This is a genomic window from Kitasatospora sp. NPDC088779 (assembly GCF_040685395.1).
GTDB lineage: Bacteria > Actinomycetota > Actinomycetes > Streptomycetales > Streptomycetaceae > Kitasatospora.
The window spans coordinates 62,856-89,266 of sequence record NZ_JBFBHW010000019.1; the positions used below are offsets into that span (position 1 = coordinate 62,856).

Annotated in this window: 21 protein-coding genes; 7 read left to right on the top strand and 14 right to left on the bottom strand. The window is 72.7% G+C overall.

Features of this window, described 5'->3' with window-relative positions; all coding sequences use genetic code 11:
* The 14 genes from AB0P03_RS19965 to AB0P03_RS20030 form a co-directional block, all read right to left on the bottom strand.
* Positions 1-531 (bottom strand): GNAT family protein, encoded by a 531-nt coding sequence (locus AB0P03_RS19965; protein ID WP_363629988.1) that lies wholly within the window; start codon positions 529-531, stop codon positions 1-3.
* Positions 532-640: 109 nt separating this feature from the next.
* Positions 641-1,969, bottom strand: a complete 1,329-nt coding sequence (locus AB0P03_RS19970) for a hypothetical protein (protein ID WP_363629990.1) — start codon at positions 1,967-1,969, stop codon at positions 641-643.
* 433 nt (positions 1,970-2,402) lie between these two features.
* Complete coding sequence (locus AB0P03_RS19975; RefSeq protein ID WP_363629992.1) at positions 2,403-3,251, bottom strand: class I SAM-dependent methyltransferase; 849 nt, start codon at positions 3,249-3,251, stop codon at positions 2,403-2,405.
* A gap of 214 nt (positions 3,252-3,465) precedes the next feature.
* On the bottom strand, positions 3,466-3,915 hold the full coding sequence (locus AB0P03_RS19980; RefSeq protein WP_363629994.1) for a TIGR03618 family F420-dependent PPOX class oxidoreductase: 450 nt from the start codon (positions 3,913-3,915) through the stop codon (positions 3,466-3,468).
* A gap of 117 nt (positions 3,916-4,032) precedes the next feature.
* Positions 4,033-5,211 (bottom strand): Glu/Leu/Phe/Val dehydrogenase dimerization domain-containing protein, encoded by a 1,179-nt coding sequence (locus tag AB0P03_RS19985; RefSeq protein WP_363629996.1) that lies wholly within the window; start codon positions 5,209-5,211, stop codon positions 4,033-4,035.
* The gene (locus AB0P03_RS19990; protein WP_363629998.1) at positions 5,208-5,423 is read right to left on the bottom strand and encodes an MbtH family NRPS accessory protein; all 216 of its coding nucleotides are present in this window, start codon (positions 5,421-5,423) and stop codon (positions 5,208-5,210) included. Before AB0P03_RS19990 ends, AB0P03_RS19985 begins: the two co-directional genes overlap by 4 nt.
* A gap of 4 nt (positions 5,424-5,427) precedes the next feature.
* Entirely contained in the window at positions 5,428-6,231 is an 804-nt protein-coding gene (locus tag AB0P03_RS19995; protein WP_363583399.1) for an indole-3-glycerol-phosphate synthase, read from the bottom strand.
* Positions 6,232-6,906, bottom strand: a complete 675-nt coding sequence (locus tag AB0P03_RS20000) for an N-(5'-phosphoribosyl)anthranilate isomerase (RefSeq protein ID WP_363630000.1) — start codon at positions 6,904-6,906, stop codon at positions 6,232-6,234.
* A 6-nt stretch (positions 6,907-6,912) separates the two neighbouring features.
* On the bottom strand, positions 6,913-8,052 hold the full coding sequence (locus AB0P03_RS20005) for an acyl-CoA dehydrogenase family protein (RefSeq protein ID WP_363630002.1): 1,140 nt from the start codon (positions 8,050-8,052) through the stop codon (positions 6,913-6,915).
* Between the two features lie 12 nt (positions 8,053-8,064).
* Positions 8,065-8,439: an ectoine synthase gene (locus tag AB0P03_RS20010; protein ID WP_331744348.1), complete on the bottom strand. Its 375-nt coding sequence runs from the start codon at positions 8,437-8,439 to the stop codon at positions 8,065-8,067.
* Positions 8,440-8,547: 108 nt separating this feature from the next.
* Positions 8,548-9,351 carry a tryptophan synthase subunit alpha gene (trpA, locus tag AB0P03_RS20015; protein WP_363630004.1) on the bottom strand — a complete coding sequence of 268 codons (804 nt, stop codon included), beginning with the start codon at positions 9,349-9,351 and terminating at the stop codon, positions 8,548-8,550.
* Complete coding sequence (locus AB0P03_RS20020; protein ID WP_363630006.1) at positions 9,348-10,403, bottom strand: anthranilate phosphoribosyltransferase; 1,056 nt, start codon at positions 10,401-10,403, stop codon at positions 9,348-9,350. The genes trpA and AB0P03_RS20020 overlap by 4 nt, the downstream gene beginning before the upstream one ends.
* Positions 10,404-10,405: 2 nt before the next feature.
* Positions 10,406-10,675 carry an acyl carrier protein gene (locus tag AB0P03_RS20025; protein WP_363630008.1) on the bottom strand — a complete coding sequence of 90 codons (270 nt, stop codon included), beginning with the start codon at positions 10,673-10,675 and terminating at the stop codon, positions 10,406-10,408.
* Positions 10,672-12,189 carry an AMP-binding protein gene (locus AB0P03_RS20030; protein ID WP_363583411.1) on the bottom strand — a complete coding sequence of 506 codons (1,518 nt, stop codon included), beginning with the start codon at positions 12,187-12,189 and terminating at the stop codon, positions 10,672-10,674. The genes AB0P03_RS20025 and AB0P03_RS20030 overlap by 4 nt, the downstream gene beginning before the upstream one ends.
* Positions 12,190-12,626: 437 nt before the next feature.
* Here AB0P03_RS20030 and AB0P03_RS20035 point away from each other — a divergent pair, with 437 nt between their 5' ends.
* The 7 genes from AB0P03_RS20035 (at position 12,627) to AB0P03_RS20065 (ending at position 26,383) form a co-directional block, all read left to right on the top strand.
* Positions 12,627-14,414: a condensation domain-containing protein gene (locus AB0P03_RS20035; RefSeq protein WP_363630010.1), complete on the top strand. Its 1,788-nt coding sequence runs from the start codon at positions 12,627-12,629 to the stop codon at positions 14,412-14,414.
* The gene (locus tag AB0P03_RS20040; protein WP_363630012.1) at positions 14,411-18,655 is read left to right on the top strand and encodes an amino acid adenylation domain-containing protein; all 4,245 of its coding nucleotides are present in this window, start codon (positions 14,411-14,413) and stop codon (positions 18,653-18,655) included. The genes AB0P03_RS20035 and AB0P03_RS20040 overlap by 4 nt, the downstream gene beginning before the upstream one ends.
* Positions 18,652-21,798 (top strand): amino acid adenylation domain-containing protein, encoded by a 3,147-nt coding sequence (locus AB0P03_RS20045; protein WP_363630014.1) that lies wholly within the window; start codon positions 18,652-18,654, stop codon positions 21,796-21,798. The genes AB0P03_RS20040 and AB0P03_RS20045 overlap by 4 nt, the downstream gene beginning before the upstream one ends.
* Before the next feature lie 103 nt (positions 21,799-21,901).
* A complete protein-coding gene (locus AB0P03_RS20050) occupies positions 21,902-22,282 on the top strand; it encodes a nuclear transport factor 2 family protein (RefSeq protein WP_363630016.1) in 381 nt (126 codons plus the stop codon).
* Between the two features lie 4 nt (positions 22,283-22,286).
* Entirely contained in the window at positions 22,287-24,338 is a 2,052-nt protein-coding gene (locus AB0P03_RS20055; RefSeq protein ID WP_363630018.1) for a non-ribosomal peptide synthetase, read from the top strand.
* Complete coding sequence (locus tag AB0P03_RS20060; RefSeq protein WP_363630020.1) at positions 24,335-25,570, top strand: cytochrome P450; 1,236 nt, start codon at positions 24,335-24,337, stop codon at positions 25,568-25,570. The genes AB0P03_RS20055 and AB0P03_RS20060 overlap by 4 nt, the downstream gene beginning before the upstream one ends.
* A gap of 54 nt (positions 25,571-25,624) precedes the next feature.
* Positions 25,625-26,383: a thioesterase domain-containing protein gene (locus tag AB0P03_RS20065; RefSeq protein WP_363583424.1), complete on the top strand. Its 759-nt coding sequence runs from the start codon at positions 25,625-25,627 to the stop codon at positions 26,381-26,383.
* Positions 26,384-26,411 lie beyond the last annotated feature (28 nt).

Consider the following 26,411-nt stretch of genomic DNA (forward strand, 5'->3'; position numbering starts at 1 on the left):
TCACGGCCTCCACTCTTCGGCGAGGAGCCCGAGGACGACCTCGTCCGCGAACTCGCCGCACACCCAGGCGGAGCGGCGGAGCGTTCCTTCCAGGGTGAAGCCGGCCCTGCGGGCGGCCGCGATCATCGGAGTGTTGTCGGCGAGGGTCTCCAGTTGCAGCCGGTGCAAACCGCGTACCGCGAAGCCGTACTGGCAGAGCACCCTGACCACATCCGTGCCCAGGCCCCGGCCGCGCAGGCCCGGGCGCAGGGCGATCCCGAGGTGGGCGGTGCGGTTGTGGGTGTCGATGCCCCAGAGCACGGCCTCCCCGGCCAACTCCCCCGAGGCCAGCTCCAGTACGGAGAAGCAGGCCGCTTCCTCCGAGGGCGGGGTCAGCGCGTAGGGGGACTCTGCCGCGCCCGGCGAGATGGGCCGCCAGGGGCGGGAGTCGGCCCGGGATCGGACGGCGACGTCGTCGTACAGTTCGGTCTGCAGAACGGCTACGTCGCTCTCGTGGCGTGCGCGGAGGGCGATCTTGAGTCCTTGTATCATGTCACATTGTTATCAGGGCCGTGTCGGCCGCTCAACCGAATTGGACCCTCTCCGGCGCGTTGCACCGTCGCCGTCATCGGGAGTGCCGGAGAGGGGAGTTCGACCGGAGTCAGAGTGGCGGCAGGCGGCGGGCCAGGAGCTCCGCGCCGGTTCCGTTCAGGGTGCTGAACAGGACCGTCGTGCCGAGGGCGTCCACGCTGGGGGCGGTGGAGGCGCCGGGGCGCTGGCTGCCGTCGGCCGCCGTGCTGACGCGTTCGGTCCGGCCGGTCCACAGGTCGCGGCGGAAGACGTCCGCGACGCCGTTGGTGTCGCCGGGGACGAGGGCGGCGGAGTCGGAGGCGAAGTAGACCCAGCGGTCGTCGGCGGTCATGACGGCGGGCTGGGAGTCGACGGCGGAGACCGTGGTCACCGTGCCCGTGCGCAGGTCGCGGGCGTAGAGGCGGACTTGGACGACGTCCTGCTCGCGCTCGAAGACGCGGAAGAGGGCGTAGCGGCCGTCGGGGCTGAGGCGTCCGGCCTTGGCGGCGTCGCGCAGGGTGCCGGCGGCGTCGATGCTGGCGCCCTGGATCCGGCCGGTGCGCGCGTCGTAGGTGTAGAGCGGGAAGAGCTGCCGTGCGGGCGGGGGCTTGGTGGCGGCCGTGGCCGTTGTGGCCGTCGTGGGCGCGGTCGGCAGCAGGTTGGTCGCCTTGGAGCGGAAGGCGACGGTCTGACCGTCGGCGCTGAGTGAGGGCTCGACCGAGCCGCCGTCGGCGGGGGCGCCGTCGCGGCCGGTGCTGACCAGACGGGTGGTGCCGGTCCGGCGGTCCGTCAGGTGGATGTTCTGGACGCCGGGCTGGACGCCGGGCTGGGTGCCGGGGGCGAGGTCGGAGCGGTCCGAGGTGTACGCGACGTACCGGCCGTCGGCGCTGATCGCCGGGTCGAGCGAGTTGCCGGCGCCGGTGCCCGCGGTGAGCGGTTCGGTGCGGCCGGTCCAGCGGTCGCGGACGTAGACGTCGAACCGGCCGCCGCCGTGCTGCCCCGGGACGACGTCGGCGGCGTTCGTGCTGAAGGCCACGTACCGGCCGTCGGCGCTGATCGCCGCCTGGTTGGTGGAGCCGTCGAGCTGGCCGCCGTCGTCGGCCACGCTCACCCGCTCGGTGTGCCCGGTCCACAGGTCGCGGACGAACACGTCGTACAGGCGGTTGGTGTCGCCGGGCACCAGGTTGGCGGCCAGCGAGGTGAAGAGGGCGTAGCGGCCGTCGGCGCTCAGGCCGAGCGGCTCCGACCAGTCGTCGGCCGGGGTGCCGTCGGGGGCGACGTTCACCGTGACGGTGCCCTCCGGGAGCGGCGCGGCCTGGGCCTGGACCTGGGCCGTGGTGGCGGCCAGGAGTGCGGCTGCCAGCACGCTGCCGGCCCGTACCGCCCACCGGCCGCGGGTCCTCGCGTTCGTCCGTTCCACCTGAACCGTCCTCCCCTTGCCTCGGGCCGTACCGCCTCCCGCCCCCGCCGGCCGGCTCGGGGCGAGCCAACCGCCCGGCCGTACCGGCGGTCAACGGGGCCGGACCGGTCATGGACACGATTTCGCCAACTCCCCTCCACCTCCCGACCACGGCGAATGCCGGTCCGGCCGGACCCGGTGGGCATGCCACCTGCGGGATCCGGGAGTTCGGGAATGACCGTTGACGAACCCTTTGCCGGAACGCGCTGGACGTGGCGGCCACGGTCCCGCACATCCGCGACCTCCAGCGGGACGTCCCCGCCGGCGGCCTGGATTCGTTCACGTGAAGTGGCAGCGTCCGGGCGGCTGTTGGGCGGATCAGGCTCCCCTGGAACCGATGATCCGGGGAACCGCAGAACCGCAGAACCGGAGAACCGGGGAACCGGGAGGCGCCCTACCGGCGGACCGCCGAGACCAGTCCGCCGGGCTGCTCCTCGCGCTGCGCCGGGGTGCTGACCGGGCGGCCGTAGGCGGCGGCGCGCTCGCGCAGGGTGTGGCTGTCGGCCTCCCAGCCGTGCCCGGCCAGCCAGCGCACCGGGTCGTCGGGCATCTCCGAGACCCACATGGACGCCGCCGAGCCGGGCACCGCGTCCGCGCCGAAGCGCTCGATCACGCCGCGCGAGCCCAACGTCAGCCCCATCCGACTGCCTGCCGCCGACTGCGCGCTGATCCGGGCCAGCAGCAGCTCCACCGCGTCCTCGGGCAGATAGATCAGCAGTCCTTCGGCGATCCACACGGTCGGCGCGGCCGGGTCGTGCCCTGCGGCGGCCAGCGCGGCCGGCCAGTCCTCCCGCAGATCCGCCGCGACGGTGATCCGCTCGCAGCGTGCGACGGCCCGCTCCTGGCGCAGTACCGAGGCCTTGAAGTCCAGTGGCGCGGCGGTGTCGACCTCGAACAGCCGGGTGCCCTCGGGCCAGTCCATCCGGAAGGCGCGGCTGTCCATGCCGGCGCCGAGCAGTACGACCTGCCGGACCCCGGACGCGGAGGCCTGCCGCAACAGGTCGTCGAGGAACTTCGTCCTGATGACGATGGAGAACGACACGGCCAGTCGGCGGCGGCGCGCGGACTCGTCAGCGGGTGGCGGCGAGGAGGGCCACAGGCCGCCGGCGGTGGCGAAGGCCTGTGCCAGTGGGTCGCGGAACAACGCGTCCACCCGCGCGGTCTCCAGCGCCCGCACCCTGGCCACCCCCACCGCCGTGGCCCACACTCCCGACGGCTGCACCCGCTCCTGCTCATCAGTCACCGCGCCAGCCTAGATGATCGATCCCGAGGGGCCTGATGAGGGGAGCCGGGTTCACGCGCGGCCGGTCGCGCATGCGCGCACTGACCGCCGACCTTGAGTCGCTTCGGTCGCTTCGGTCGCTTCGGTCGCTGACGAGTCGCTGCACCGGCCTCCGCACCGGCCTCCGGAACGGCGACCCGTCGCCGGGTCTCGATGACGACGCCCGGCAGGAGCACTACTCAGGGGCAGGGACGGGCCCGCCGGGACGGAAGCGCTCCACCCCGACGATGTGCCGCACCTTGAGCGGGCGCACGATCACCGCGACCCGCTGCTCACCGGGCATGGTCCACTCGAAGCGTTCGACGCCCAGGTACTTGCGGGCCAGCCGGTCCATCCGGTCACGCGCCTCCTCGCCCTCGACGAAGCGGGCCACCACGCCACTGATCTGCACGCGGTCGAAGGGGTCGGTGGCGTCCGCGTGCGAGAGGTAGACGCGCGGGTCGCGACGGAGGTTCTCCTCCTTCACCCGCCCCACCGAGGTGTTGAACGTCAGCTCCCCCTCGCCCTCCAGATCCACCCACATCGGGCTGACCTGCGGTGCTCCGTCGGCGAACACGGTGCCGACGTACCAGATGTTGGGTGCCCGCAGCCGGGCGCGGACGGCTTCGTCGAATGTCGCGGTCATCCGGGGAGGCTAGCAACCACGAAGGGGGCGGTTCGCTTCGAGTGAAGCCACGTTCGAGTGAGGCCGCGAGGGCGCGTCCTCCCGCCGGTCACCGTTCGGCCGACACCTCCCGCCGGGTCACCGCTCGGCCGGCACCTCCGGTTCGGAGGCGCCCGCCGGGGCTCCGCGCGAACCGAGGAGCTGCGCGACCGGATCGGCGCTGCCCGAGGCGCTCAGCTCCTGCACCAGCTCGCAGTTCCTGGCGATCCTGCTGGAGACCCATTCGCGCAGCCACTCGGACAGCTGCGGGAGCGGCAGGTCGGACGGGGCCAGCCCGGCGAGCACGCACCCGGTTGCCGCCGCTCCGCCGACGTTGACGACCACGTCCGGCAGGACGGTGTGGCCGGCCTCGCGCAGCAACCGGCGGGCGGGCGGGGTGCAGCTCAGGTTTCCGCCCTCGACCACCAGGCCGGCCCGGACCGCCGGCACCGCCTCCTCGTCGACCGCGGAGGCGGATGCCGCCAGCACCAGCACGTCGGCGTCGACGTGCAGCCACGTCTGGCCGGGCCCGTGGACGGTGACCCGGGCGGGCAGGCGGCTCCGGTCGATCGTGCCGTCGCTGCTGGTGAGCGCGGCGAGTTCGGCGACGGGCAGTCCGCGCTGGTCCTCGATGGTGCCCCGGACGTCGGCCACGGCCACCACCGAGTGGCCGTGGGCGGCCAGGTGGCCGGCCACCGCGCGCCCGACGGTGCCGAAGCCCTGGATCGCGATGCGCTGCGGGGTCCGCGCACCGGAGGCCCGTAGGGCCCCGAGCACCGCGACGGCCACGCCGAACCCGGTGATGTCGGCCATGTGGTCCCACAGTTCGGCCCAGTCGACGGTGAGACGGGTGGTGCCGGGGCGGCGGGTGACGTCGTACCCGGCGGCCTCGAAGGCGACCTGCCGGTCGGCGTAGGTGGTGCCCTGGTCGCACCCCAGGTACACCCCGCCGTGCAGCAGCGGGGCCGCGGCGCGGCCGAACCCCCGCATCACCGCCCGCCGTTCGACGGTGGCGCCCGGATCGGGTGCGATGCCGGCCTTGGCGCCACCGATGGGCAGGCCGACCAGTGCCAGCTTGTGGGTCATCGCCCTGGCGAGCCCGGTCAGCTCCTGTTCGGTCACCGTCCGGGTCATCCTGGTGCCGCCCAGGGCCAGGCCGTCGACCATGGAGTCGACGACGACCCAGCCCCGGGCCTGGCACCCCGGGAGGTTCAGGGTGGTGGAGAGCAGGGGCTCGGCCACCGGGCGCGCGCCGTGCGGTGCGAGCGTCCGGTTCACTGCGCACCGCCCTCCGGGACGGACCGCAGGCGCAGGCTGCGGGGGCGCATGTCGGTCCACACGTGTTCGATGTGCGCGAGGCATTCGTCCTTCGCGCCCCGGACGCCGACCTCGCGCCAGCCCGCCGGCGACTCGCGGTCGGCGGACCAGATCGAGTACTGCTCCTCGTCGTTGACGACGACCTTCCACTGCTCGGATGCTTCGCTGGTCATGCCGTTACCTCCAGATGTCGGTGGTCGGGGGGTCCGCCGGGCGGCGGACGGGTGGAGCCGGTTCACGGCCGGTGTCGAGACGGGTGCCAAGACGGGAGCCGAGGTGGGTGCCAAGACGGGAGTCGAGGTGGGTGTCGAGGCCGTCCAGCCATTGCGGAAGGCTGGCGGCGCGCAGGAGGCCCGTTCCGATGAGTACACCGGCGAAGCCTTCACCGAGCAGGCGGGCGGCGTCATCGGGGCAGCGGATGGCCCCGGCACTCACCGGGCACCGGGTGCCGCTGCCCAGTACCGCGGGCAGGAGCGACGAGCTTCGCCCGAGGTCGCCCGCGCCGCGTTCGCGGGTGGCGATGTCCTTGTTGTTCACCGCGACCACGCACTCCTCGGCGCGCGGCACGCGGCTGATCTCCTCCTCGGTGGTGACCTCGACGAACGGCGTCAGGCCCAGGCTCAGGCCGAGCTCGACCAGATGGCCCAGGGTGGTGCGCGGCAGCAGCGCGGCGGTGAGCAGGACCGCGGACGCGCCGCTCTCGCGGGCCTGGTGCAGTTGGCTCCGGCGGGTGATGAAGTCCTTCTGCAGCACGGGCAGGTCCGTCGCCGCCACGACCTCGTGCAGCAGGTCCGGGGTGCCGCCGAACCACTGGCCGGTCACCACGGACAGGCAGGGTGCGCCGACGTCCTGGTAGTCGGCGACCAGCCGGGCGGCCGACCTGTCACCGAACAGGTCGTGCCCGGCGGCGTCCTGCCGCTTGAGCTCCATGATCACCGGTCGGCGGGCGTCCAGCAGCGCCTCGATGAACGCGGCCGTCATCTAGGCCCTCGCTTTCGGATCACGCCAGCCGCGCCGTACGGCCGTGACCCGGTCGGCGCTCAGTCGCCCGTCGCCGTCCCTGGCCGCCGTGTCCACGTCGATGCCCAGGAACAGGGGGTGGTCCAGCACCGCCCGGTAGTCCTCCCGGTTGTCGGCCGAGATGCCGCCGGCCAGCAGGAAGGGCCGCGAGAGGCGGTCCGCGATCTCGATGACGGCCCCGCAGTCCGCCGGTTGCCCGGTACTGCCGATCCGGCCGTCCCCGGCGACCGCGTCCAGCAGGAAGAGGTCCGTTCCGGCCCGCTCGTACGCCGCGATCAGGGACCGCTCCGCGCGGGTGTCCGTGCCGAGGTGCAGCACCTTGACCACGGTGAGGTCCGTGGTGCCCTTCAGGGCGCGGACCAGGCCCGGCGGCTGGTAGCCGTGCAGTTGGACCCACCGGACCCGGGCCGCGGCCGTCGCCGCGCGCAGCGTCTCGGCGTCGTTGAGGAAGGTCACGAGGACCGGATGCATGCGCGCCGTTCGGTGTACGGCGTCGGCGAGGGAGGTGAGTTGACTGAGCGTCAGGTCGGCACGGCCGCCTGGGATGCCGTGCCACAGGCCGACGAAGTCGGCTCCGGCGCTGTCGAGCGATGCCACGTCCTCGGCCGAGGCGGCTCCGCAGATCTTGACCAGCATCAGGTGTCACAACCCCAACATGGCGGCGATGCGGTTGCGTTGGATCTCCGACGTGCCCGAGTAGATCGGGCCGGCGACCGCGTCGCGCACGTCCTTCTCCAGTCCGTACTCGGCCAGGTACCCGCTGCCGCCGAAGATCTGCACGGCGGCCAGCGCGGAGGAGAGGTTGCTCTCGCTGGCGAGGACCTTGCTGACGGCGATGTCCCTCGTGACGTTCTCGCCCTCCGTCAGCCGGACGGCCGTGTCGTAGAGCCACTTCCGCGCGGTGTCCAAGCCGATGCTCATGTCCACGAGCTTGTGGGAGATCGACTGGTACGAGCCGATCGGACTGCCGAACTGGACGCGCTCCTTGGCGTACTCGACGCAGCGGTCGAGCCGGTAGCGCATCTGCCCGGTGTTGATGACGAAGGAGCAGAGGATCTCCCACTTCATCACGTGGTCCAGGACCAGGAACCCTGATCCGACCCGGCCGATCACGGCGGATGCGGGGATCCGGCAGTCGTCGAAGTGCAGTTCGCCCAGCGGCGCCGTCCGCAGCCCCATGGTGGCGACGGGCGGCCCGACGACGAGCCCCGGGGTGTCCCGCTCCACGACGAAGGCGGTGATGCTGAGCGGGCCGGCCTTCGGGTGGGTGCGCGCGTAGACCACGAACACGTCGGCCACCGGGCCGTTGGTGATGAAGGCCTTGCCGCCCCGCAGCACGAAGCCGTCGCCCTCGCGGGTGGCGGTGGTCCTCATCGCCAGCGCGTCGGAGCCGCTCTCGGTCTCGCTGATCGCGTGCGCCCCGATCGTCTCTCCCGAGCAGATCCCCGGCAGGTGGCGCGCCTTGAGCTCCGGCGAGCCGAACCGTTGCAGCGGGACTCCGACGCTGACCAGGTGGGTGGCGACCGAGAAGTTCAGTCCGCCGTCACGGCACCCGGTGCCGAGTTGTTCGAGCACGTGCATGGTGGTGAGCAGGTCCTGGCCCAGCCCGCCCCACTGCTCGTCGAACGGCAGGCCGAGGATTCCGGACCGCCGGATCAGCTTCCACTTGTCCCACGGGAAGGCGCCTTGCGCGTCCCCTTCGAGATGGCCCGAGCTGAGTTCCTCGCACCACTGGGCGATGCCCTCGCCCAGAGCGATCTGGTCGGCGTTCCAGCTGATCATCTGTCAGTCCTGTTAGTACTCGGAGAAATCGGTCGAGTCCAGGTTGTGGCGTTCGTCGCCGCGCAACGCGGGCGAGAACACGCACACCAGGCGGAGGTCCGCGTCCTGGTCCGCGATCAGGAAGTGGGCGTCGTGCAGGTCGAGCGCGTACAGCGTGCCCGGCTCGATCGGGTGGGACGTGCCGTCGGCGTTCACGACCTGCCCCGTTCCCTCGATGCAGTAGCAGGCCTCCAGGTGACGGCGGTACTCCAGCCTCGACTTGGTGCCGGCGCGGACGGTGGTGTCCGTCATCGTGTAGCCCAGGCCGTCGGATTCGAGAAGGAACCTGCGGCTGAGCCCGTTGCCCCAGTCCACGGTGGTCACCTCGTCAAGGCGTCGGACGATCATCGGGTGTGCCTCCTAGCGGTTTGCCGAATCAGCGGTTTGCCGAATGAGCGGCTTGTTGAGTGAGCGGTTTGCTGAGTGAGCGGCTTGTTGAGTGAGCGGCTTGCCGGATCAGCGGTTTGCTGAGTACGGCGAAACGGTCTGTACGAAGGTGTGGAACTCCTCGACCACGTCGGCCTCTGCGGCGAGGGCGTGCTCGATCCGGGCGACCCCGGCGCTGCCCACGACCGCGGCGTCGGCGCCGAGGCCGTGCAGCAGGTCGATGTCCGCCCGGGAGCGGACGCCGAATCCGACGGCGATCGGTACGGCGGTCGTCCTGCGCAGTGCGGCCAGCGCGTCGGCCAGTTCCTGGCGGTCGGCCGTGAGCTTGCCGCCGCTGCGGCCGTAGTGGGCCACCAGGTACAGGTACGCGGTGGCGGACTCGGCGGCTGCGGCCTTCACCTCGGCCGTCGACGCGGCGTAGCAGGTGGCGACCACGGGCAGCCCCGCCTCCTGCACCGCTTCGAGGTAGCCGGCCCGTAGCCGCGGCGGCAGGCCGTGGACCAGCAGGCCGTCGACGCCCGAGTCGGCGACCCGCCGGACGAAGCCGGGCACGGTCAGGCCTCTGACCGTGTGGCTCCAGTCGGCCAGCAGCGCCACCCGCAGGTGGCGCAGCCGGGGCAGGATCCCGCTGAGGAGTCCGAGCACCTCGTCGAGTCCGACGCCGTCGGCCAGGGCCCGCTGCGCCGATCGGCGGATGACCGGCCCGTCGGTGACCGAGTGGGGGAAGGGCACCGCCAGCTCCAGGCAGTCCACGCGGCAGTCGTCGAGCATCCGCATGACGTCGGCCAGGACGGGCAGCGGGGGATCTCCGGCGTTGAGGAACATCGCCAGGCCTGGCTGGTCCGGTGGCCGGCGTGCGAAGAACCCGCTCACCGCGCACGCGCCGTGGTGATCACGCGGCGCGCCGGGTGCGCGCGCAAGCGGTCGACGAGGTCGCGGGCGGCGCCGCTGCGGAGGGCGTCGTCGGCCGCCCTGATCGCCTCCGGCCACCCGTCGATCAGCCCGCTCGCGACGGCCAGGGCGGCGGCGTTCAGGCAGACGGTCCGCGTTGCGAGAGCCGTCCCGGCTCCGGAGAGCACGCCGAGGAAGTGGTCGACCACGTCCTCGCCCTCGCTGGTCGGCCGTAGTCCGGCGATCGGGTCGGTGCCGCTTGCGGGAGTCCCGGGAGCCTCGGCCCGCAGTCGGATCGCGTCGGTGCCGTCATTGGTGAGGACGACGTTGTCGACGGAGCTGACGAGCTCGTCGACTCCCAGCTCGTTGGAGCACAGCCAGATCCTCCGGTCGGCAACGGTGGCGGCGACCTGGCCCAGAGTCGGCACCAGCGAATGGTCCGAGACACCGACGAGCTGGGCGGAGACCGGCACCGCGGCCAGGAAGGGGCCGACGGAGTTGATGAATCCGCCGATCATCCGCAGGTCCATCGGCACGATGCTCCGGGCCAGCAGTGCCACCTCCCGCGGGTAGACGAAGTTCCCCGGGAAGGCGATGCCGAAGCGTTCCAGCAGGGCGTCGGTCTGCTCGTAGGAGGTGGTCGTTCCGATACCGAGGCGGTCGAGCAGGTCGTGGGAGCCGCAGGTGCTCGTGTAGGCGCGGGATCCCGTCTTGACGATGCGCACGCCCAGGGCGGCGGCGACGAACGCCGCCGCGGTGGAGATGTTGAACGTGGCCGGCCCGCCTCCGGTGCCGACGATGTTGGCCGTGCGGTCCAGCCGCGCGGTGACGGCCGGCCGGCGCTCGTCCAGCGAGCGGAGCATGGCGACCAGCGTGTCCCGATCGGGCATCCGGGTGGACAGCGAGGACAGCAGCGCCACCGTCTCGCCGGAGCGGAGGGCGCCGTCACGCAGCTGGTCCCAGAAGGACCCCCACATCTCCTGGTCGACGGCGGCGCGGTCCCGGTCGATCAGCGCTCGCAGCACCTCGTGCATGGCTAGTGGGCGTCCGTCCGGTGCTGCTGGGCCTGCTCGATGAACCTGCTGATCGAGCCGACCGAGCGGAAGCTGTCCGGGTCGAGGTCGAGGTCGATCTCCTCGACGCGCAGGTCGAAGCAGTCCTCGAGCCAGGCGATCGTCTTGAGCAGGCCGAGGCTGTCGATGACCCCGCCGTCCACGAGGTCGTAGTCGGAGTCCAGTTCGTTCGTGCCGACGTCCGGCAGGAACTCCTCGATGATGAACTGCGTGACTACCGCGGCGTGTTTCACGTGGCCGTTCCTTCGTTTGGCTGGGACGGGGAGCAGGCGGGCTGGAGGGGCGTGCGGTCGATCTTTCCGGTGGACGTCCTGGGCAGCGGGTCGTCCACGATCAGCAGGGTCGAGGGGACGGCGGTGAGCGGAAGCCGTTGTGCGCAGTGCCGGCGCAGCGCCAGCGAGTTCAGCCGGCTGTCCGGGGCGCGGCGGACCACGCTGCGCAGCAGGCGGCCGGCCACCGGGTCGGGCACGGTCACCACGGCCGCCTCGACGACGTCGGGATGGTCGAGCAGCACCTGCTCGACCTCGTGGGTGTTGACCCGCACGCCGCGGACCTTGACCTGGTGGTCGTTGCGGCCTTCCAGGGTGATGCGGCCGTCCCGGTCACGTCGCACGAGGTCGCCGCTGCGGAAGTAGCGCCGCGCCTCCCCGTCGTGGTGGTGGGTCGCGAACCTGTCCGCGTCCTGCTCCCGGTCCAGGTAGCCGTCGGTCTGGAACGGCGTCGCGACGTGGAGCTCGCCGGTCCCCGGCCCGGTCACGATCCCGCCGTCGGCACCGACGACCACCGCGTGGACTCCGGGCAGCGGGCGTCCGATCGGCACCGGGCCGTCCGCCGGCTCGGTGCCGTCGACCTCGTGCAGGAAGCTGTCGTTGGTCTCGGTACAGCCGTAGATGTTGTAGAACCGCGCGCCGGTGAACAGCTGCGGGAGTTCGGCCAGGCAGCGGGCGGGCATGCTGTCGCCGGTGAAGACGACGTGCTCGACCGTGTCGAGCCGCCGGCCGCTCCCGGCGGCCGCGTCGACCAGCAGCCGGTAGAACATCGGTACCGCCTGGACGAGTTGGACCGCGTGGCGGGACACGAGGTCCAGCAGGTAGCCCGGCTGGGTGGCCCGGGCCGGATCGACCAGGACGACGCGGCCGCCGTACTTGAGCGTGGTCCAGATGTCCAGCAGGCACAGGTCGAAGGTGAGCGGGGCGTAGTTGAGGACCGTCGTTCCCCGGCGGACGCCGAACCGCTCGCCGGCCCAGGTGGTGAAGCGGTCCACCGCCCCCGTGCTCAGTGGCACGATCTTCGGCCGCCCGGTGGAACCGGAGGTGGTGAACATGAAGGAGACGTCGGCGGGCTCCGTACGGCGCGGTGCCTCCGGTTCCGCCGGCCGGTCCGGGGCGCCCGGCCCGGGTCCGGGCGCCCGGGGGCTCTCCGGTGACAGGACGTGCCGGATTCCGGCCTGCTCGACCAACGTGTGGGGCGTCCTCCCCTCCGGCGTGGGCGCCGGCAGCAGCAGGAAGCGCCGCCCTTCCAGCAGGCAGGCGAGCATCAGGGCGATCGTCGAGGGCGACTTGGCGGCCGGGATGCCGACCGGCTCGTCCCCGCCCGGGGCGAGCCGGGCGATCCGGACGCGCTCCCGCTCCGCCAGCTGGTGGAGTTCACGGTAGGTCGTCTCTTCTCCGCGCCATATCAGCGCCGGATCACCGGGGTGGCCGGTGGCGTGCGAGACGAATGAACCCACCAGACTCTGCTGCTGCATCACGACTTCTCCGAGTTCATGCAACGGGGTGGGTTCATATACAACGGATGAGTTCATGCAGCGGGTTCACCGATCTTATTCGGAACAATGAAGGCCCGGCATGAAAGGGGCCCACCCGGCCGTCCCCTGGAGACAGAAGAATTATCACGTGGTGCCCGTCCACGGAAGTGGGGTGCACGATCCGAGCCATGACGGCACGTCAGAGAGGGTGTCACGGCCGGCCGCGCCGATGCTAGCCGTCGAGCGTGTTCGATCTACATAAGGATTCCGGTGGACTGGCGTAAATATTGTCTTGATGCCTGCAACCCCGTTCTCGATCTTGCGGAGTGAGACGGGAGCCACCTAGTATCCGCCGTACTGTTCGCCAAGTAGCGAATCGGCGAGGGGATTTCCGGGGCGTTGAAGCGTTCCCGATCGCCGTGAAAGGTGGATCCGTCATGCCTGGTCCCGATCGGCGCGCGCACGCTCCGACCCTGTTGTCCTTCGCCCAGCAACGGCTGTGGTTCCTCGATCGGCTGCGGCCGGGCCGGCCGGACCACAACGTCCCGACCGCGGTACGCCTGCGCGGACGACTGGACCAGGGGGCGCTCACCCGGGCGCTGACCGAAGTCGTGCGGCGCCACGAGGTGTTGCGCGGCAGGATCGTCGACACCGAGGACGGCCCGCGCCACGCCGCGGAGCCGGTCGAGACCTTCGTGCCGACGATCACCGATCTGACGCACACCCCCGCGGAGCAGGCCTGGCAGCGGGCCCGGGAGCTGGTGGCCGCCGATCTGGCGACCCCGTTCGACCTCGGGACCGCTCCGATGCTGCGGGCCCGACTGATCCGCATCGCCCCCGACGACCATCTGCTGCTCCTGGTGATCCACCACATCGCCTGCGACGGCTGGTCGCTGTCGGTGCTGTGGCAGGAGTTCTCCGCCGGATACGCCGCCGCCGTCGACGGCCGGCCGATCGCCCTGGCGGACCTGCCCGTCCAGTACGCCGACTTCGCCGACTGGCAACGGAGCCATCAGGCCGGAACGGCGATGCTGGACCAACTCGCCTACTGGCGCGAGCACTTGGCCGACCTGAGCCCGTCGGTGATCCCGACGGACCGAACCCGCCCCGCGGTGTGGTCAGGCCGGGGCGACCAGGTCGAGATCGAGATCCCGGCGGAACTCGCCGAGCGAATACGCACACTGGGGCGCGCCCACGAGGTGACGCCGTTCATGACGCTGCTGGCCGCCTTCCAGGTCCTGCTCGCGCGTTGCACGGGACAGGCCGACGTGACGGTGGGGACGCCGATCTCCGGGCGGACCCGGATCGAGGTGGAGCCGCTGGTCGGCTTCTTCGTCAACACGCTCGTCCTGCGCACCGACCTGTCGGGCGACCCCGGCTTCACCGACGTGCTCGCCCGGGTGCGGCGGTGCGCGGTGGAGGCCTACGCCCACCAGGACGTCCCCTTCGAGCGGCTGGTACAGGAGCTGCGGCCCGAACGCGACCTCGGCCAACACCCGCTGTTCACGGTCATGTTCCAGCTGGAGGAGCCGCCCGCGCTCCCGTCCGGCCTTCCGGGGATCGAGGTGAGTGACCACCAGATGCCGAACGACGTGGCGAAGTTCGACATCGAGGTCTCCATGACGGACGGCGGCGATCGCTTCACCGGCGTCATCCGCTACGCCGCCGACCTCTTCGACCGCGACACGGTGCGGCAACTCTCCGAGGGTTTCCGGGTGTTGCTCGACCAGCTCGTCGACAGCCCCGAACGGCCGATCTCGGCGTGGGAGACCCCTCCCGGCCTCCGCGTGAGCCGCCCCGCTCCCGCCACCAGGAGCGAGACGGCCAGCGAGCCCGCCACCGAGACCGAACCCGAGCCCGCCGCCGAGACCGAACCCGAGTCCGCCGCCGTACCCGAGTCCGCCACCGAGACCGGGCCCGCCACCGAGACCGGGCCCGCCACCGAGACCGAGCTCCTCGTGCTGGAGACCTGGGCCGAGGTGCTCGGTGTCACCCCGGACGGCGTGGACAGCGACTTCTTCGAGCTGGGCGGCCATTCGCTCCTCGCCTCGAAGGTCATGTCCCGACTCGGCCGGGCACTCGACCTCGAACTGCCTGTCGCCCTGCTCTTCTACCACCCGACCGTCGCCGAACTCGCCGACGGCATCGACGCGGCGTTGCTGGCGGACCTCGGTGCCGCCGCCGAAGCGGAACCGCTTCCCGCCGGAAAGGCCCGTCACCCGTGAAGGCACAGCACAGTCGCCCCGAGCCCGGCCGGCCGACCGGTTCCGCGCCCGGAGCCGCTCCGTCGGCCGGTTCCACGCCGGCCACCACCCGGGCCCTGCTCGACCAACGCGTCCGCGCGGCCCGGAGCAGGGCCGTCGAGGGCGAGCCGGAGGCCGCGATCCCGCCCCGTCCGGCGGGTGCGCAGGTGACGTCGTTCACCCAGGAACGCATGTGGCTGGTCGAGCGGCTGTCCGACGGCCCCGCGATGTACAACGTCCACGAGGTCTTCCGGCTGCACGGCCCGCTGGACGTGGCCGCCCTCGGCCACAGCCTCACCGAGCTGGTGCGGCGCCACGAAGTCCTGCGCACCGCCTTCCCCGAGCGGGACGGGCTCCCCAGCCCCTCGGTCGAGCCGGCCCGGCCGCTCGACCTGCCCGTCACGGACCTCCGGACCGAGCCCGCGGAACGCCGGACGCGGCTGGCCCTCGATCTCGTTCAGTCCGAGATCCTGCGCCCGTTCGACCTGGCCGCCGCCCCGCTGCTGCGCGCATCACTGCTGCGGGTCGGCGAGGACGAACACGTCCTGGTGGTGGTCGTCCACCACATCGCCGTCGACGGCTGGTCGATGCCGCTGCTGTGGGACGACCTGTCGGCGATGTACCGGAGCCGGCTGGAAGGCCGCGAGCACGAGCTGCCCCCCTTGCGGATCCAGTACGCGGACTTCGCCCACTGGCAGCGGGCCCGGCTGTCCGGCGACCGCCTGCGGCGCCAACTGGACTACTGGAGCGCACAGCTGTCCGGGCTGTCGCCGCTGGACCTGCCCACCGACCGCCCGCGCGGACCGGTCCGCGCGGGCCGGGGCGAGCGGATCACCTTCACGGTGCCCGAGGAACTGGCCGACCGGTTGCGGCTGCTGGGTCGGCGGCACGGCGCGACGATGTTCATGACGCTGCTCGCCGCGTTCCAGGCCCTGCTCGCCCGCTACAGCGGGCAGTCCGACGTGGCGGTCGGCACACCGGTCGCGGGCCGGACCCGTCCGGAACTCGACCCGCTGGTGGGCTCGTTCATCAACACCGTGGTCATCCGCACCGACCTCGCGGACGACCCGAGCTTCGCCGAACTGCTCGACCGGGTCCGCAGCACCGCCGTGGACGCCTACGCGCACCAGGACCTGCCGTTCGAACGGCTGGTGCAGGAATTGCGGCCGGCCCGCGGTCTCGACCGCAACCCGCTGTTCCAGGTGATGTTCGCCGGCCTGTCCGACCCGGCCGCGGCCCTCCGGCTGGTGGGGACGGAGGTCGAACAGATCGAGGTCGACAACGGCACGGCCAAGGTCGACCTCAGCCTGGTGATAGCCGACCGGCCGACGGGCGCGACCGGGGCAGCCGGCACCACCGGGACCGTGGCCTTCGACACCGATCTGTTCGACCGCGCGAGCGTGGAACGGCTGGTCGGCCACTACCTGCGGCTGCTGGACGCCGCGGCCGGCGATCCCGACCGTCCCGTCTCGCGCCTGGACCTGCTCACCGAGGCCGAGCGCGAAGCGCTGCTGGTGGCCGCCAACGCCACCGACGAACCCTTCCCCGCGGACCTCTGCGTCCACGAGCTGGTCGAGGAGCAGGCCCGGCTGACCCCCGACGCGGTGGCGGTCCGCTGCGGCGCCCAGCGACTGACCTACCGGGAACTCGACCACCGGGCCAACCAGTTGGCCCGGCACCTGCGAGCCCGGGGAGCGCGGCCGGAACGCCTGGTCGGCGTGTGCCTGCCGCGCTCGGCGGACCTGGTCGTGGCCCTGCTGGCCGTCCTCAAGTCGGGCGCCGCCTACCTGCCGCTGGACCCGGACCTCCCGGCGCAGCGCATGTCGTTCATGCTCGCCGACGCCGAAGTGCCGCTGCTGCTCACCCAGCGCTCCCTGGCCGACCGGCTGCCGCGGCACGGCGCCGCGACGGTGTGGACGGACGACGAGGCCGGGCTCATCGCGGCCCTGCCCGGGGACCGGCTGCCGCCGCTCGCGACGCCCGCCAACCTGGCGTACTCGATCTACACCTCCGGTTCGACCGGCCGCCCCAAGGCCGTGCTGGTCCCGCACGAGGGCGTGGTCAACTACCTGGTGGTCCGCGGCCGACAGCTGGATCTCGGCGGGGACGATGTCGTCGCCTCGGTGGCCTCGATCTCCTTCGACGTCATCGTCCCCCAGGTGCTCATGCCCCTGGCCTGGGGCGCGAGCGTGGTGATCGCCCCGTCGGAGGTCGCGGTCGACGGCCCGCGCCTGACGGAGATGATGCGCGGGTTCGGCGTCACCACGCTCATGGCCACACCGGCCACCTGGCTCCTGCTGCTGGACGGCGGATGGCAGGGCGGCCGGTTCCAGGCGATCTGCGTGGGCGAACCGCTCCAGCCCGCCCTGGCCCGGCGGCTCCTCGACCGGGTCTCCACGCTGTGGAACGGCTACGGTCCCACCGAGGCGTCCGTCGGCTGCGTCACCCGGCGCGTGGACGCCGACCGGGACCTGGCCCGGCCGGGAGGGTCCGTGCCGATCGGCCGGCCGCTCGGCAACCTCCGGATCTACCTGCTGGACCCGGCCGGCGCCCCGGTGCCCGTCGGCGTACCGGGCGAGATCCACATCGGCGGGGTCGGCGTCACCCGCGGGTACGCCAACCGGCCGGGGCTGACCGCCGAGCGCTTCGTGCCCGATCCGTTCGGTGCCGACGGCGGCCGGCTGTACCGGACCGGCGACCTGGCGCGGTACCTGCCGGACGGCAGCCTGGTCTTCCTGGGCCGCACCGACGAGCAGGTGAAGATCCGGGGCTACCGCATCGAGCTGGGCGAGATCGAGGCCGCGCTGTGCGCGCAGCCCGGTGTCGCCAGGGCCACGGTGACGGTGCGGGGCACCGGGACGGACGCCGAACTGGCCGGCTACCTGGTGTGGCAGGACCGGCCCGGTGACCTGGCGGTCCTGCGGCGCTCCCTGCGCGAGACCCTGCCCGAGTTCATGGTGCCCACGACGCTGACCGCGCTCGACCGGATCCCGTTGACCACGAACGGCAAGGTGGACCGCGGGGCCCTGCCCGAGCCGGCCCGCCACGGCCACGAGGCGGGTGCGCTACCGCCGCGGGACCTGCTGGAACTCCTGATGACCAGGATCTGGGAGCGCGTGCTGGGCACCCCGCGGGTCGGCGTCCGGGACGACTTCTTCGCGCTGGGCGGGCATTCGCTCAGGGCGGTCGAGCTCGTGGAGGCGATCCGGCGGGAGTGGGGGGTCACCGTGCCGCTGAACACGGTGTTCCGCCATCCCACCGTCGAGGGTCTGTGCGCGGAACTGCCCAACGCCTCGCAGGCCCTGCGCCGGCTCGTGGTCCCGCTGGCCGAAGGAGACCACCGCAGGGCGCCGCTGATCCTGGTGCACCCGCAGAGCGGCGACGTGTGCTCCTTCCTCCACCTGGCCGAGCACCTCACCGAACACCTGGCCGAGCACCCCGCCGAGCACCCCGTCGAACCGCTCGCCGGCGGCCGGCCCGTCTACGGCCTGGAGGCCGTCGGCTACAACACCGAGGAGCCGCCACTGGCCACCGTCGAGGAGCAGGCGCAGCGCTACCTGCGGGAGCTGCGGTCCGTCCTGCCCGACGGCCCGTACCTGCTGGCCGGCTGGTCCTTCGGCGGGCTGGTCGCCTTCGAGATGGCCCGCCTGCTGGAGGAGGAGGGGAACCCCCCGGGATTCCTCGGGATCATCGACGTCGGAGCGCCCGCGTTCACCGACGGATCCACCGACGGATCCACCGACGGCTCCACCGAGTCCGACCACGGGCCCACCGACGGGCCCGGCGGCCACGACGCGCACGGGACGGCCCGGTTCGCGCTCGCCTCCGGGCTGCCCGCCGGAGCCGTCGGAGAGCTCCACGAGCTCGACGAGCAGGACGCCCTGTCCCTGCTGCTCCACGACGCGCACGCCGGCGAGCGCCTTCCCCTGCGGGTGCGCACCGAACAACTGCGGCGCATGGTAAGGGTCTTCACCACCAACGGCGACGCCGCCCGACGCTACCGGTCGACCGCGCGGCTGCGGACACCGATCCACCTGTTCACGAGCGCCGAGGCGCACCCCGTGCTCGCCGCCCCGGTCGTGGTCCCCGCCCGGTGGCGCGACCGCACCCGGGGGGCGTTGAGCGTGGTCGAGGTGCCCGGCAACCACCACGACATGCTGTCGCCGCCCCACGCCGCACCCTTCGCCGACGCCCTGTCGGCCGTCCTGGAGGAGCTCGGATGAGCGACGGACACGAGCTGCCGTTGTCGTCGGCGCAGTCCGGCATCTGGTTCGCCCACCACCTGCGCCCCGGCAGCCCCGTCTACAACACCGGTGAGTACGTGGACATCCCCGGGCCGATCGACCCGGAGCTGTTCGAGACGGCCGTGCGGCGCGTGGTGGACGAGACCGAGTCCCTGCGCGTTCGCCTCACCGACGGTGCCGAGGGCCCCCGGCAGGTCGTCACCCCGTCGCCCGACTGGTCGATGGACCACGTCGACCTCACCTCGACACCGGATCCGCTGCGGGCGGCCGAGCGCTGGATGCGCGCCGACCTGTCCACACCGGTCGGGCTCACCCGGGACCCGCTGTTCCGCCAGGCCCTGTTCGCCGTCGCGCCGGACCGCTTCCTCTGGTACCAGCGCGTCCACCACATCGTGGTCGACGGCTTCAGCATGTCGCTGATCGCGCGCCGCGTCGCCAAGACCTACACCGGACTGGTCGAGGGCAGGGGAGGGGCAGGACCGGCCTTCGGGCCGCTGAGCCTCCTGCTGGCGCACGACGCCGCCTACCACGCGTCGGAACAGCCCGGACAGGACCGGGCGTTCTGGGCGGCCCGGCTGGCCGGCCGGCCGGATCCCGTCAGCCTCGCCAGCCGCTCGGCGGCCGCCTCGGACGGCTTCCTGCGCCGTACCAGCACCCTCGACGCGCCCACCGTCGCGGCGCTGCGGCGGGCCGCGCGGCCCGCCGGGGCGAGCTGGCCCACCGCCTTCACCGCAGCGGTCGCCGCGTACCTCCACCGCCTCAGCGGCGAACGGGACATCGTGCTCAGCATGCCGGTGACCGGGCGCACCGGCTCCTCCGTGCAGGCCGTCCCCGGCATGGTGGCGAACGTGGTGCCGCTGCGGCTGCGCGTGCACCCGGAACAGGGTCTGTCCGCACTCGCGCGACAGGCGGCCGAGGAGGTCGCCGCCCTGCGCGGGCACCAGCGCCACCGCAGCGAGGACCTGCGCAGGGAACTGGATCCGGCCCGGTCGGAGCGGGTCCTGTTCGGACCCCTCGTCAACATCATGTCCTTCTACTACCACCTGGACTTCGCGGGCGTCCGGGCCACCGTGCACAACCTGTCCAACGGGCCGGTCGAGGACCTCTCGTTCTCCGTCTACGACCGCTCCGACGGCACCGCGCCCCGGCTCGACGTCGACGCGAACCCCGCGCTCTACTCCGAGGCCGAACTCACCGCCCACCAGCAGCGGTTCCTCCGGTTCCTGGACGCGGTGGCCGCCGACCCGGACCGGCCGATCGGCCGGCCCGACCTCCTCACCCCCGAGGAACGGCAGCGGACCGTCGTGGCCGTCAACCGCACCACGCAGCCGCTGCCGCACCCGACGGTGCCGCTGGCCTTCGCGGCCGAGGCCGCGCGCACGCCCGATGCGCCCGCCGTCGTGTGCGGCGAAACCACCCTGTCCTACGCGGAGTTGAACGACCGGGCCAACCGGCTGGCCCACCGGCTCATCGCCCTGGGCGTCCGCTGCGACAGCACGGTGGCCGTGCTCATGGAACGCTCCGCCGACGTGGTGGTGTCGGTCCTGGCGATCAGCAAGGCCGGCGGCGCCTACGTACCGCTGGACACCCGGGCCCCGACGGCCCGCCTGCGCCGCGTCCTGGACGACACCGGGGCGGCGGTGCTGCTCACCCACCGGGCCACCCTGGACGACGCACTGTCCCACGGCACCCCGGTCGTCGTCGTCGACACCGACCCCGGACTCGCCGACGAGCCGGCCACCGACCCCGTCGTGCCGCTGCGCCCGGACCACCTGGCGTGCGTCCTGTACACCTCCGGGTCCACGGGCACGCCGAAGGGGGTGGCCCTGACCCACCGCAACGTCATCAGCCTGACCGCGCAACGCTGTTGGCGCGAAGAGGACGGCCCGCGGGTCCTCGCACACTCCCCGCACGCCTTCGACGCCTCGACCTACGAGTGGTGGGTGCCGCTGCTCAACGGGGGCCGGGTCGTCGTGGCCCCGCCCGGCGAGCTGGCGCTCGCGGACCTCCACCGGCTCATCGTCGATCACCGGGTCGGTGCGCTGTGGCTGACGGCCGGGCTGTTCCGGGTGTTCGCCGAGGAGTCACCCGGCACGCTGGCCGGGGTCGGCCAGGTGTGGACCGGCGGTGACATCGTGCCGGCCGATGCCGTCCGGCGCGTCCTGGCACGGTGTCCGGACTCCGTGGTGGTCGCCGGGTACGGCCCGACCGAGGCCACCACGTTCACCACGCGCAGGGTGCTGCGCCCCGGCCGGCCCGTGCCCGACGTCGTCCCCCTCGGCCGACCGGTGGACAACAGGCGGGTGTACGTCCTGGACGAGGCGCTGTCGCCGGTGCCGCCGGGGGTGGCCGGCGTGCTGTACGTCGCCGGTGCGGGCGTGGCGCGCGGGTACCTGAACGACCCCCGCCGCACGGCCGGCCAGTTCCTGCCGTGCCCCTTCGGCGACCCGGGCGAGCGGATGTACCGCACGGGCGACGTCGTCCGCTGGAACGCCGAGGGGGAACTCGAGTTCCTCGGCCGCGCGGACGAGCAGGTCAAGCTCCACGGCTTCCGCATCGAGCTGGGCGAGATCGAGGCGGTGCTGGCCGGGCACCCGGCCGTCGCCCAGGCGACCGTGGTCGCCGGCCCGGGCGCCTCGCCCGGCAGGCGTCTGATCGGCTACGTCGTCCCGGCCGGGGACTCGGGGCTCGACCCGGCGGCGGTGCGGGAGCACGCCTGCGCGGTGCTGCCGGACTACATGGTGCCCTCGGCGATCGTCACGCTCGACGCCTTCCCCCTGACCCCCAGGGGCAAGATCGACCGGGCCGCGCTGCCCGTCCCGGACCTCGCGCCGGCACCGTCCGGGCCCGGACCGCGAACCCCGGCGGAGCAGACGATGTGCGCGCTGTTCGCCGAGGTGCTCGGCCGGCCCGCGGTGGGCGTCGACGACGGTTTCTTCGCGCTGGGCGGCAACTCCCTGCTCGCGACCCGGCTGGTCAACCGGGTGCGGGTGAGGTTCGGCCGTGAACTCACCCTCGGCGCCCTGTTCCAGGCACCCACGCCGGCGCGCCTGGTCGAAGCGCTCGAGGACGCCCCGGACGCCGCGGCCGTACCGGCTCTCTCACCACGTACACGACTCTGACAGATCAAGCGATCACAGGAAGCACCTCGGCATGGTCCACACCCTCTCCCATCCCGACGAAACGCCGGCACCACCGGCAACACCCGCACCACCGGAGACCCCGATGGCCCCGGAAACCCTGACGGCCCCGGCGCTGGGGGTGTCCCAGGTCCGCCGGTACTACCAGCTCGTCGACGCCGGGGACGTGCCCGCGCTGGTCGCCCTGTTCACCCCGGACGCCCGCTACCACCGCCCCGGGTACCAACCCATGGTCGGGCACGCCGAACTGGAACGCTTCTACCGCGACCAGCGGGTGATCCGCACCGGCGTGCACACCCTGGCCACCGTGGTCACGACCGACGACGAGGTGGCGGTGCACGGCCTGTTCCGCGGCGTGCTGCACGACGGCGGTGAGGTCGAGCTGCGGTTCGCGGACTTCTTCCGGATGACGCCGCAGGGCCGCATCGCCGCGCGGGACACCTTCTTCCACGTGCCGGCGGTCTGAGGCGGTGGACGCACCCGGTGACACCGCGCACCACGTGCTGCGCAGCGGCCACCGCGACGGCCACCGCGGCGGCGACGGCCCACGCGGTCGCGCGTTCAACCCCGACGGGGACACTTCAGCACAGGAAAGCGGGAAGCAGTTGACCAAGACGGTCCTCACCTCCGACATCCCGGCGTTCGTCGGCAGCGGACGGCCACCGTTCGACGCGCGGGCCATCCACGAGCTGGTCGCCGAACAGGCGGAGCGGGCCCCGCACGCGCCCGCCGTCACCTGCGACGGACGGACCCTGACCTACCGGCAGCTCAACGACCGTGCCAACCGGCTCGCCGGGCGGCTGCGCGCGGCCGGACTGGCGCAGGAGGACGTCGTGGGCGTGCTGGTGCCGCGGTCGCCGGAGCTGATCGTGGCCCTGCTCGCCGTCCTCATCGCGGGCGGGGCGTACCTCGGACTCGAACCGGACGACCCGGCCGGCCGCCACGCGATGCTGCTCGAGGACGCCGGCGCGGGCATGGTGATCGTCGGAGAGGCCCTGGGGGAGCAGCTGCCCGGCACCGTCGTCACGGTGACGGAAGGCGGACCGGCGCAGGAGCCGGCCGCCGGGCCGGCGGCTGCGGCCCGCCCCGGCGACCCGGACCGGCTCGCCTACGTCAGCTACACCTCGGGCTCCACCGGCGAGCCCAAGGGCGTCGGCGTGCCCCACCGGGCGATCGACCGGCTCGTCCGGGGTGCGGACTGGGTGGACGTCCGCGCCGAGGACGTCTTCTTCCACCTCGCGCCGGTCGCGTTCGACGCGTCCACGTTCGAGATCTGGGCCCCCCTCGTCAACGGCTGCCGACTGGTCCTCTTCCCCCCGGTCGCCATCACGCTGGAGCACGTGGCGCGCGTCGTCCGCGCCGAGCGCGTGACGGTCCTGCTGCTGACCACCGGGCTCTTCCACCAGATGGTGAGCTCCCACCTGGAGGCGTTCGCCGACGTGCGGCACGTCCTCACCGGGGGTGACGTGGCCTCGCCGGGCCACGTCCAGCACCTGCTGGCCCGCTACCCGGAGCTGCTCTTCACCAACGGCTACGGGCCGACCGAGAACACCACGTACACGACCTGCTGGACCAGCAGCACCCTCCCGGAGCTGCGCAGCGTGCCGATCGGCCGCCCGATCAGCGGCACCAGGGTCGCCGTGCTCGACGGCGACCTCAGGCCGGTGCCCGTCGGCGAGTGCGGCGAACTGTACGTGGCCGGGGCGGGCCTGGCCCGCGGCTACCTGGGGCGCCCGGCCGCAACGGCCGAACGGTTCCTGCCCGACCCGTTCGGGACCGAGCCCGGGGCCCGGATGTACCGGACCGGCGACCTCGTGCGATGGCTGCCCGACGGCACGCTGGAGTTCGTCGGACGCGCGGACGACCAGGTCAAGGTCCAGGGCTACCGCGCCGAACCGCGCGCCGTCGAGGTCGAGCTGGAACGGCTCGCCGAGGTGCGGCACGCGGTCGTGCTGCCGCAGGCCGATCCGGCGGGCGGCACCCGGCTCCTGGCCTACGTCGTGCCCGCGCAGTCCGACCCGGCGGGTAACGCCGACCTCGGTCGGCGGCTGCGCCACGAGCTGCGGGACAGGCTGCCGGGCTACCTGATCCCCTGGGCGATCCTCGTCCGTCCCGAGCTGCCGGTGAACCGCAACGGCAAGATCGACCGCCGGGCCCTGCCCACCGCCACCCGGGTACCGCGCAACGTGGCCAACGAGTACGTCCCGCCCGTCACCGAGGTGCAGACGCGGCTGACCGAGTTGTGGGGCGACATCCTCGGCATCGAACCGGTCGGCGTCGACGACGACTTCTTCGACCTCGGCGGGCACTCCCTGCTGGCCACCGACCTCCTGGTCGCCACCCAGCGCGAGTTCGACGTGGACCTCCCCGCGCAGATCCTGTACCTGTCGCCGACCGTCGCCGAGCTGGCGACGGCCCTCACCGCCCGGATGCGGACGGCGGGCCAGGACGGCCCGGCGGCGCGCCCGGACAGTCCGACGGCGGGCCAGGCCGACGGAGCACGGCAGGAGCAGCCCCGATGACGGCGGTTCCCCCCACCCCGCGATGCCCGGTCCTCGCCCCGCAACCGGTCGACCTGATCGACCCCGACCTGTACCACTCGGGCGGGGCGCACGAGGTGTGGCGACGGCTGCGCCGCCACGCCCCGGTGAGCTGGCAGCCGGTCGGCGACATCGGCTACTGGTCGGTCGTCGGCTACGCCGAGGCCAACCGGGTGCTCCGCGACCACGACACGTTCACCTCCGAACAGGGCACCCTGCTCAACCTCCTCGGCCAGGGCGACCCCGCCGGCGGCCGGCAGATGGCCGTGACCGACCCGCCCCGGCACGCGCACCTGCGCGGCCCGCTGCAACAGGCGCTGTCGATCAAGACGGTGGAGAACGACCGGGAGGCCATCCGCCGGGTCATCGTCGAACTGCTCCGGCCGTTGGCCGACGGCGGCCCGTTCGACTTCGCCGCCGCCATGGCCACCCTGCCGATGGCGGTGATCGGCACCATGATGGCGCTGCCGGAACAGGACTGGCCGCGGCTGGTCCGGCTCGCCCACGCCTGCATCGCCGCGGACGACCCCGAGTTCCAGCTCGCCGCCGGACCGCAGGCCACCCTCGTGACCGCCCACCGCGAACTGTTCGCCTACTTCCAGGACATCGTCACCGTGCGTCGGCGCGCACCGGGTGACGACCTGATCAGCGTGCTGCTCACGATGGAACTGGACGGACGCCGGCTGTCGCCGGGCGAGATCGTGTCCAACTGCTACAGCCTGCTGCTCGGTGCGACCGTCACCACCGCCCAGCCGCCGATCGCGGCGATGGTCGAACTGGCCGGGACGGCGGTCCTGGACGACTGGGCGGCACACCCGGAGCTGCTCGGCAGCGGCGTGGAGGAAGCCCTGCGATGGGCCTCGCCCACCCAGCACTTCATGCGCCACGCCACCCGCGACGTCGAGGTCCGGGGCGTGCCGATCCCCGCGGGGGACGCGGTCGTCGTGTGGCTGGGGTCGGCCAACCGCGACGAGACCGTGTTCGCCGACCCGGACACCTTCGACATCCGACGGCGGCCCAACAAGCACATCGCGTTCGGCGTCGGCGCGCACTACTGCATCGGACACACCGTCGCACGGGTGGCCCTGCGGATCCTGTTCGCCGAACTGCTCGGCCGGTTCACCGGCTTCGAACTCGCCGGGACGCCGCGGCGCATGCGCTCGAACATCATCGCGGGCTTCACCCACCTGCCGATCACCGCGCGGACCCGCTAGGGCGTGCACCACCGCAGCCGCACCCGAGAAGAAACCCCACCCGGAAGGTCATCAGTGAACGCTCCGACGGCCCGTACCCGCAACAAGTGGTTCCTGCGCGAGCCGTCGCCGGTGGCACCGGCACGGCTGTTCTGCCTGCCCTACTCCGGCTGCGGAGCGAGCATGTACCGCCAGTGGCCGTCCTCGGTCAACGGCGTCGAGGTCTGCCCCGTGCAGCTGCCCGGCCGGGAGAACCGGATGCGCGAGCCCGCCCACACCACCTACGAGGCGCTGGCCGACGACCTCTGCGAGGCGCTGCGCCCCTACCTGGACCGTCCCTACGCGCTGTTCGGGCACTGCGGCTCCGCGCTGGCGGCGTACGAGACCGCCGTACGGCTGGTCGAAAGGGGCTGCCCCGCCCCGACCCGGGTGTTCGTCTCCGCCGAGGTCGCGCCGCAGGACGGCCCCTACGGCCGCTTCCTCGGCATGGACGACGACGAGCTGGCCGGCGAACTGCGCCAGCTCGTCGCGGAACTGGGCGGCACCCTGGAACCGAGCCTGCTCGCGCTCTACCTCGGCGTCCTGCGGAACGACGTCGACATGAACAAGCGGTACCACGTGGCCGAGCCGGTCCGGCTGCCGTGCCCGATCACCGCCATCGGCTGGACGGAGGACACGGGCATCGAGCCGTCGCTGATGACCGGCTGGTCAGCGTGCGGCGAAGCGACCTTCGAACTCCTGGAGGGAGGCCACTACCGCTTCATCGAGGCGCCGACGGACCTGCTGGCGCTCCTGGTCGCGGACCTGACGCCCACCCGGTCCGGCACCCCCTGACACCTGCACCCCCTGACACCTGCACCCT

What these genes read in the sequence shown, in the direction of transcription:
- AB0P03_RS20000 (WP_363630000.1), bottom strand. Translation starts at nt 6,906, where the DNA reads ATGCTGGTCAAGATCTGCGGAGCCGCCTCGGCCGAGGACGTGGCATCG.
- AB0P03_RS20035 (WP_363630010.1), top strand. Translation starts at nt 12,627, where the DNA reads ATGCCTGGTCCCGATCGGCGCGCGCACGCTCCGACCCTGTTGTCCTTC.
- AB0P03_RS20050 (WP_363630016.1), top strand. Translation starts at nt 21,902, where the DNA reads ATGGCCCCGGAAACCCTGACGGCCCCGGCGCTGGGGGTGTCCCAGGTC.
- AB0P03_RS20045 (WP_363630014.1), top strand. Translation starts at nt 18,652, where the DNA reads ATGAGCGACGGACACGAGCTGCCGTTGTCGTCGGCGCAGTCCGGCATC.
- AB0P03_RS20020 (WP_363630006.1), bottom strand. Translation starts at nt 10,403, where the DNA reads ATGCACGAGGTGCTGCGAGCGCTGATCGACCGGGACCGCGCCGCCGTC.
- AB0P03_RS20005 (WP_363630002.1), bottom strand. Translation starts at nt 8,052, where the DNA reads ATGATCAGCTGGAACGCCGACCAGATCGCTCTGGGCGAGGGCATCGCC.
- AB0P03_RS20010 (WP_331744348.1), bottom strand. Translation starts at nt 8,439, where the DNA reads ATGATCGTCCGACGCCTTGACGAGGTGACCACCGTGGACTGGGGCAAC.
- AB0P03_RS20060 (WP_363630020.1), top strand. Translation starts at nt 24,335, where the DNA reads ATGACGGCGGTTCCCCCCACCCCGCGATGCCCGGTCCTCGCCCCGCAA.
- AB0P03_RS19980 (WP_363629994.1), bottom strand. Translation starts at nt 3,915, where the DNA reads ATGACCGCGACATTCGACGAAGCCGTCCGCGCCCGGCTGCGGGCACCC.
- AB0P03_RS19965 (WP_363629988.1), bottom strand. Translation starts at nt 531, where the DNA reads ATGATACAAGGACTCAAGATCGCCCTCCGCGCACGCCACGAGAGCGAC.
- AB0P03_RS19995 (WP_363583399.1), bottom strand. Translation starts at nt 6,231, where the DNA reads ATGACGGCCGCGTTCATCGAGGCGCTGCTGGACGCCCGCCGACCGGTG.
- AB0P03_RS20030 (WP_363583411.1), bottom strand. Translation starts at nt 12,189, where the DNA reads ATGCAGCAGCAGAGTCTGGTGGGTTCATTCGTCTCGCACGCCACCGGC.
- AB0P03_RS19990 (WP_363629998.1), bottom strand. Translation starts at nt 5,423, where the DNA reads ATGACCAGCGAAGCATCCGAGCAGTGGAAGGTCGTCGTCAACGACGAG.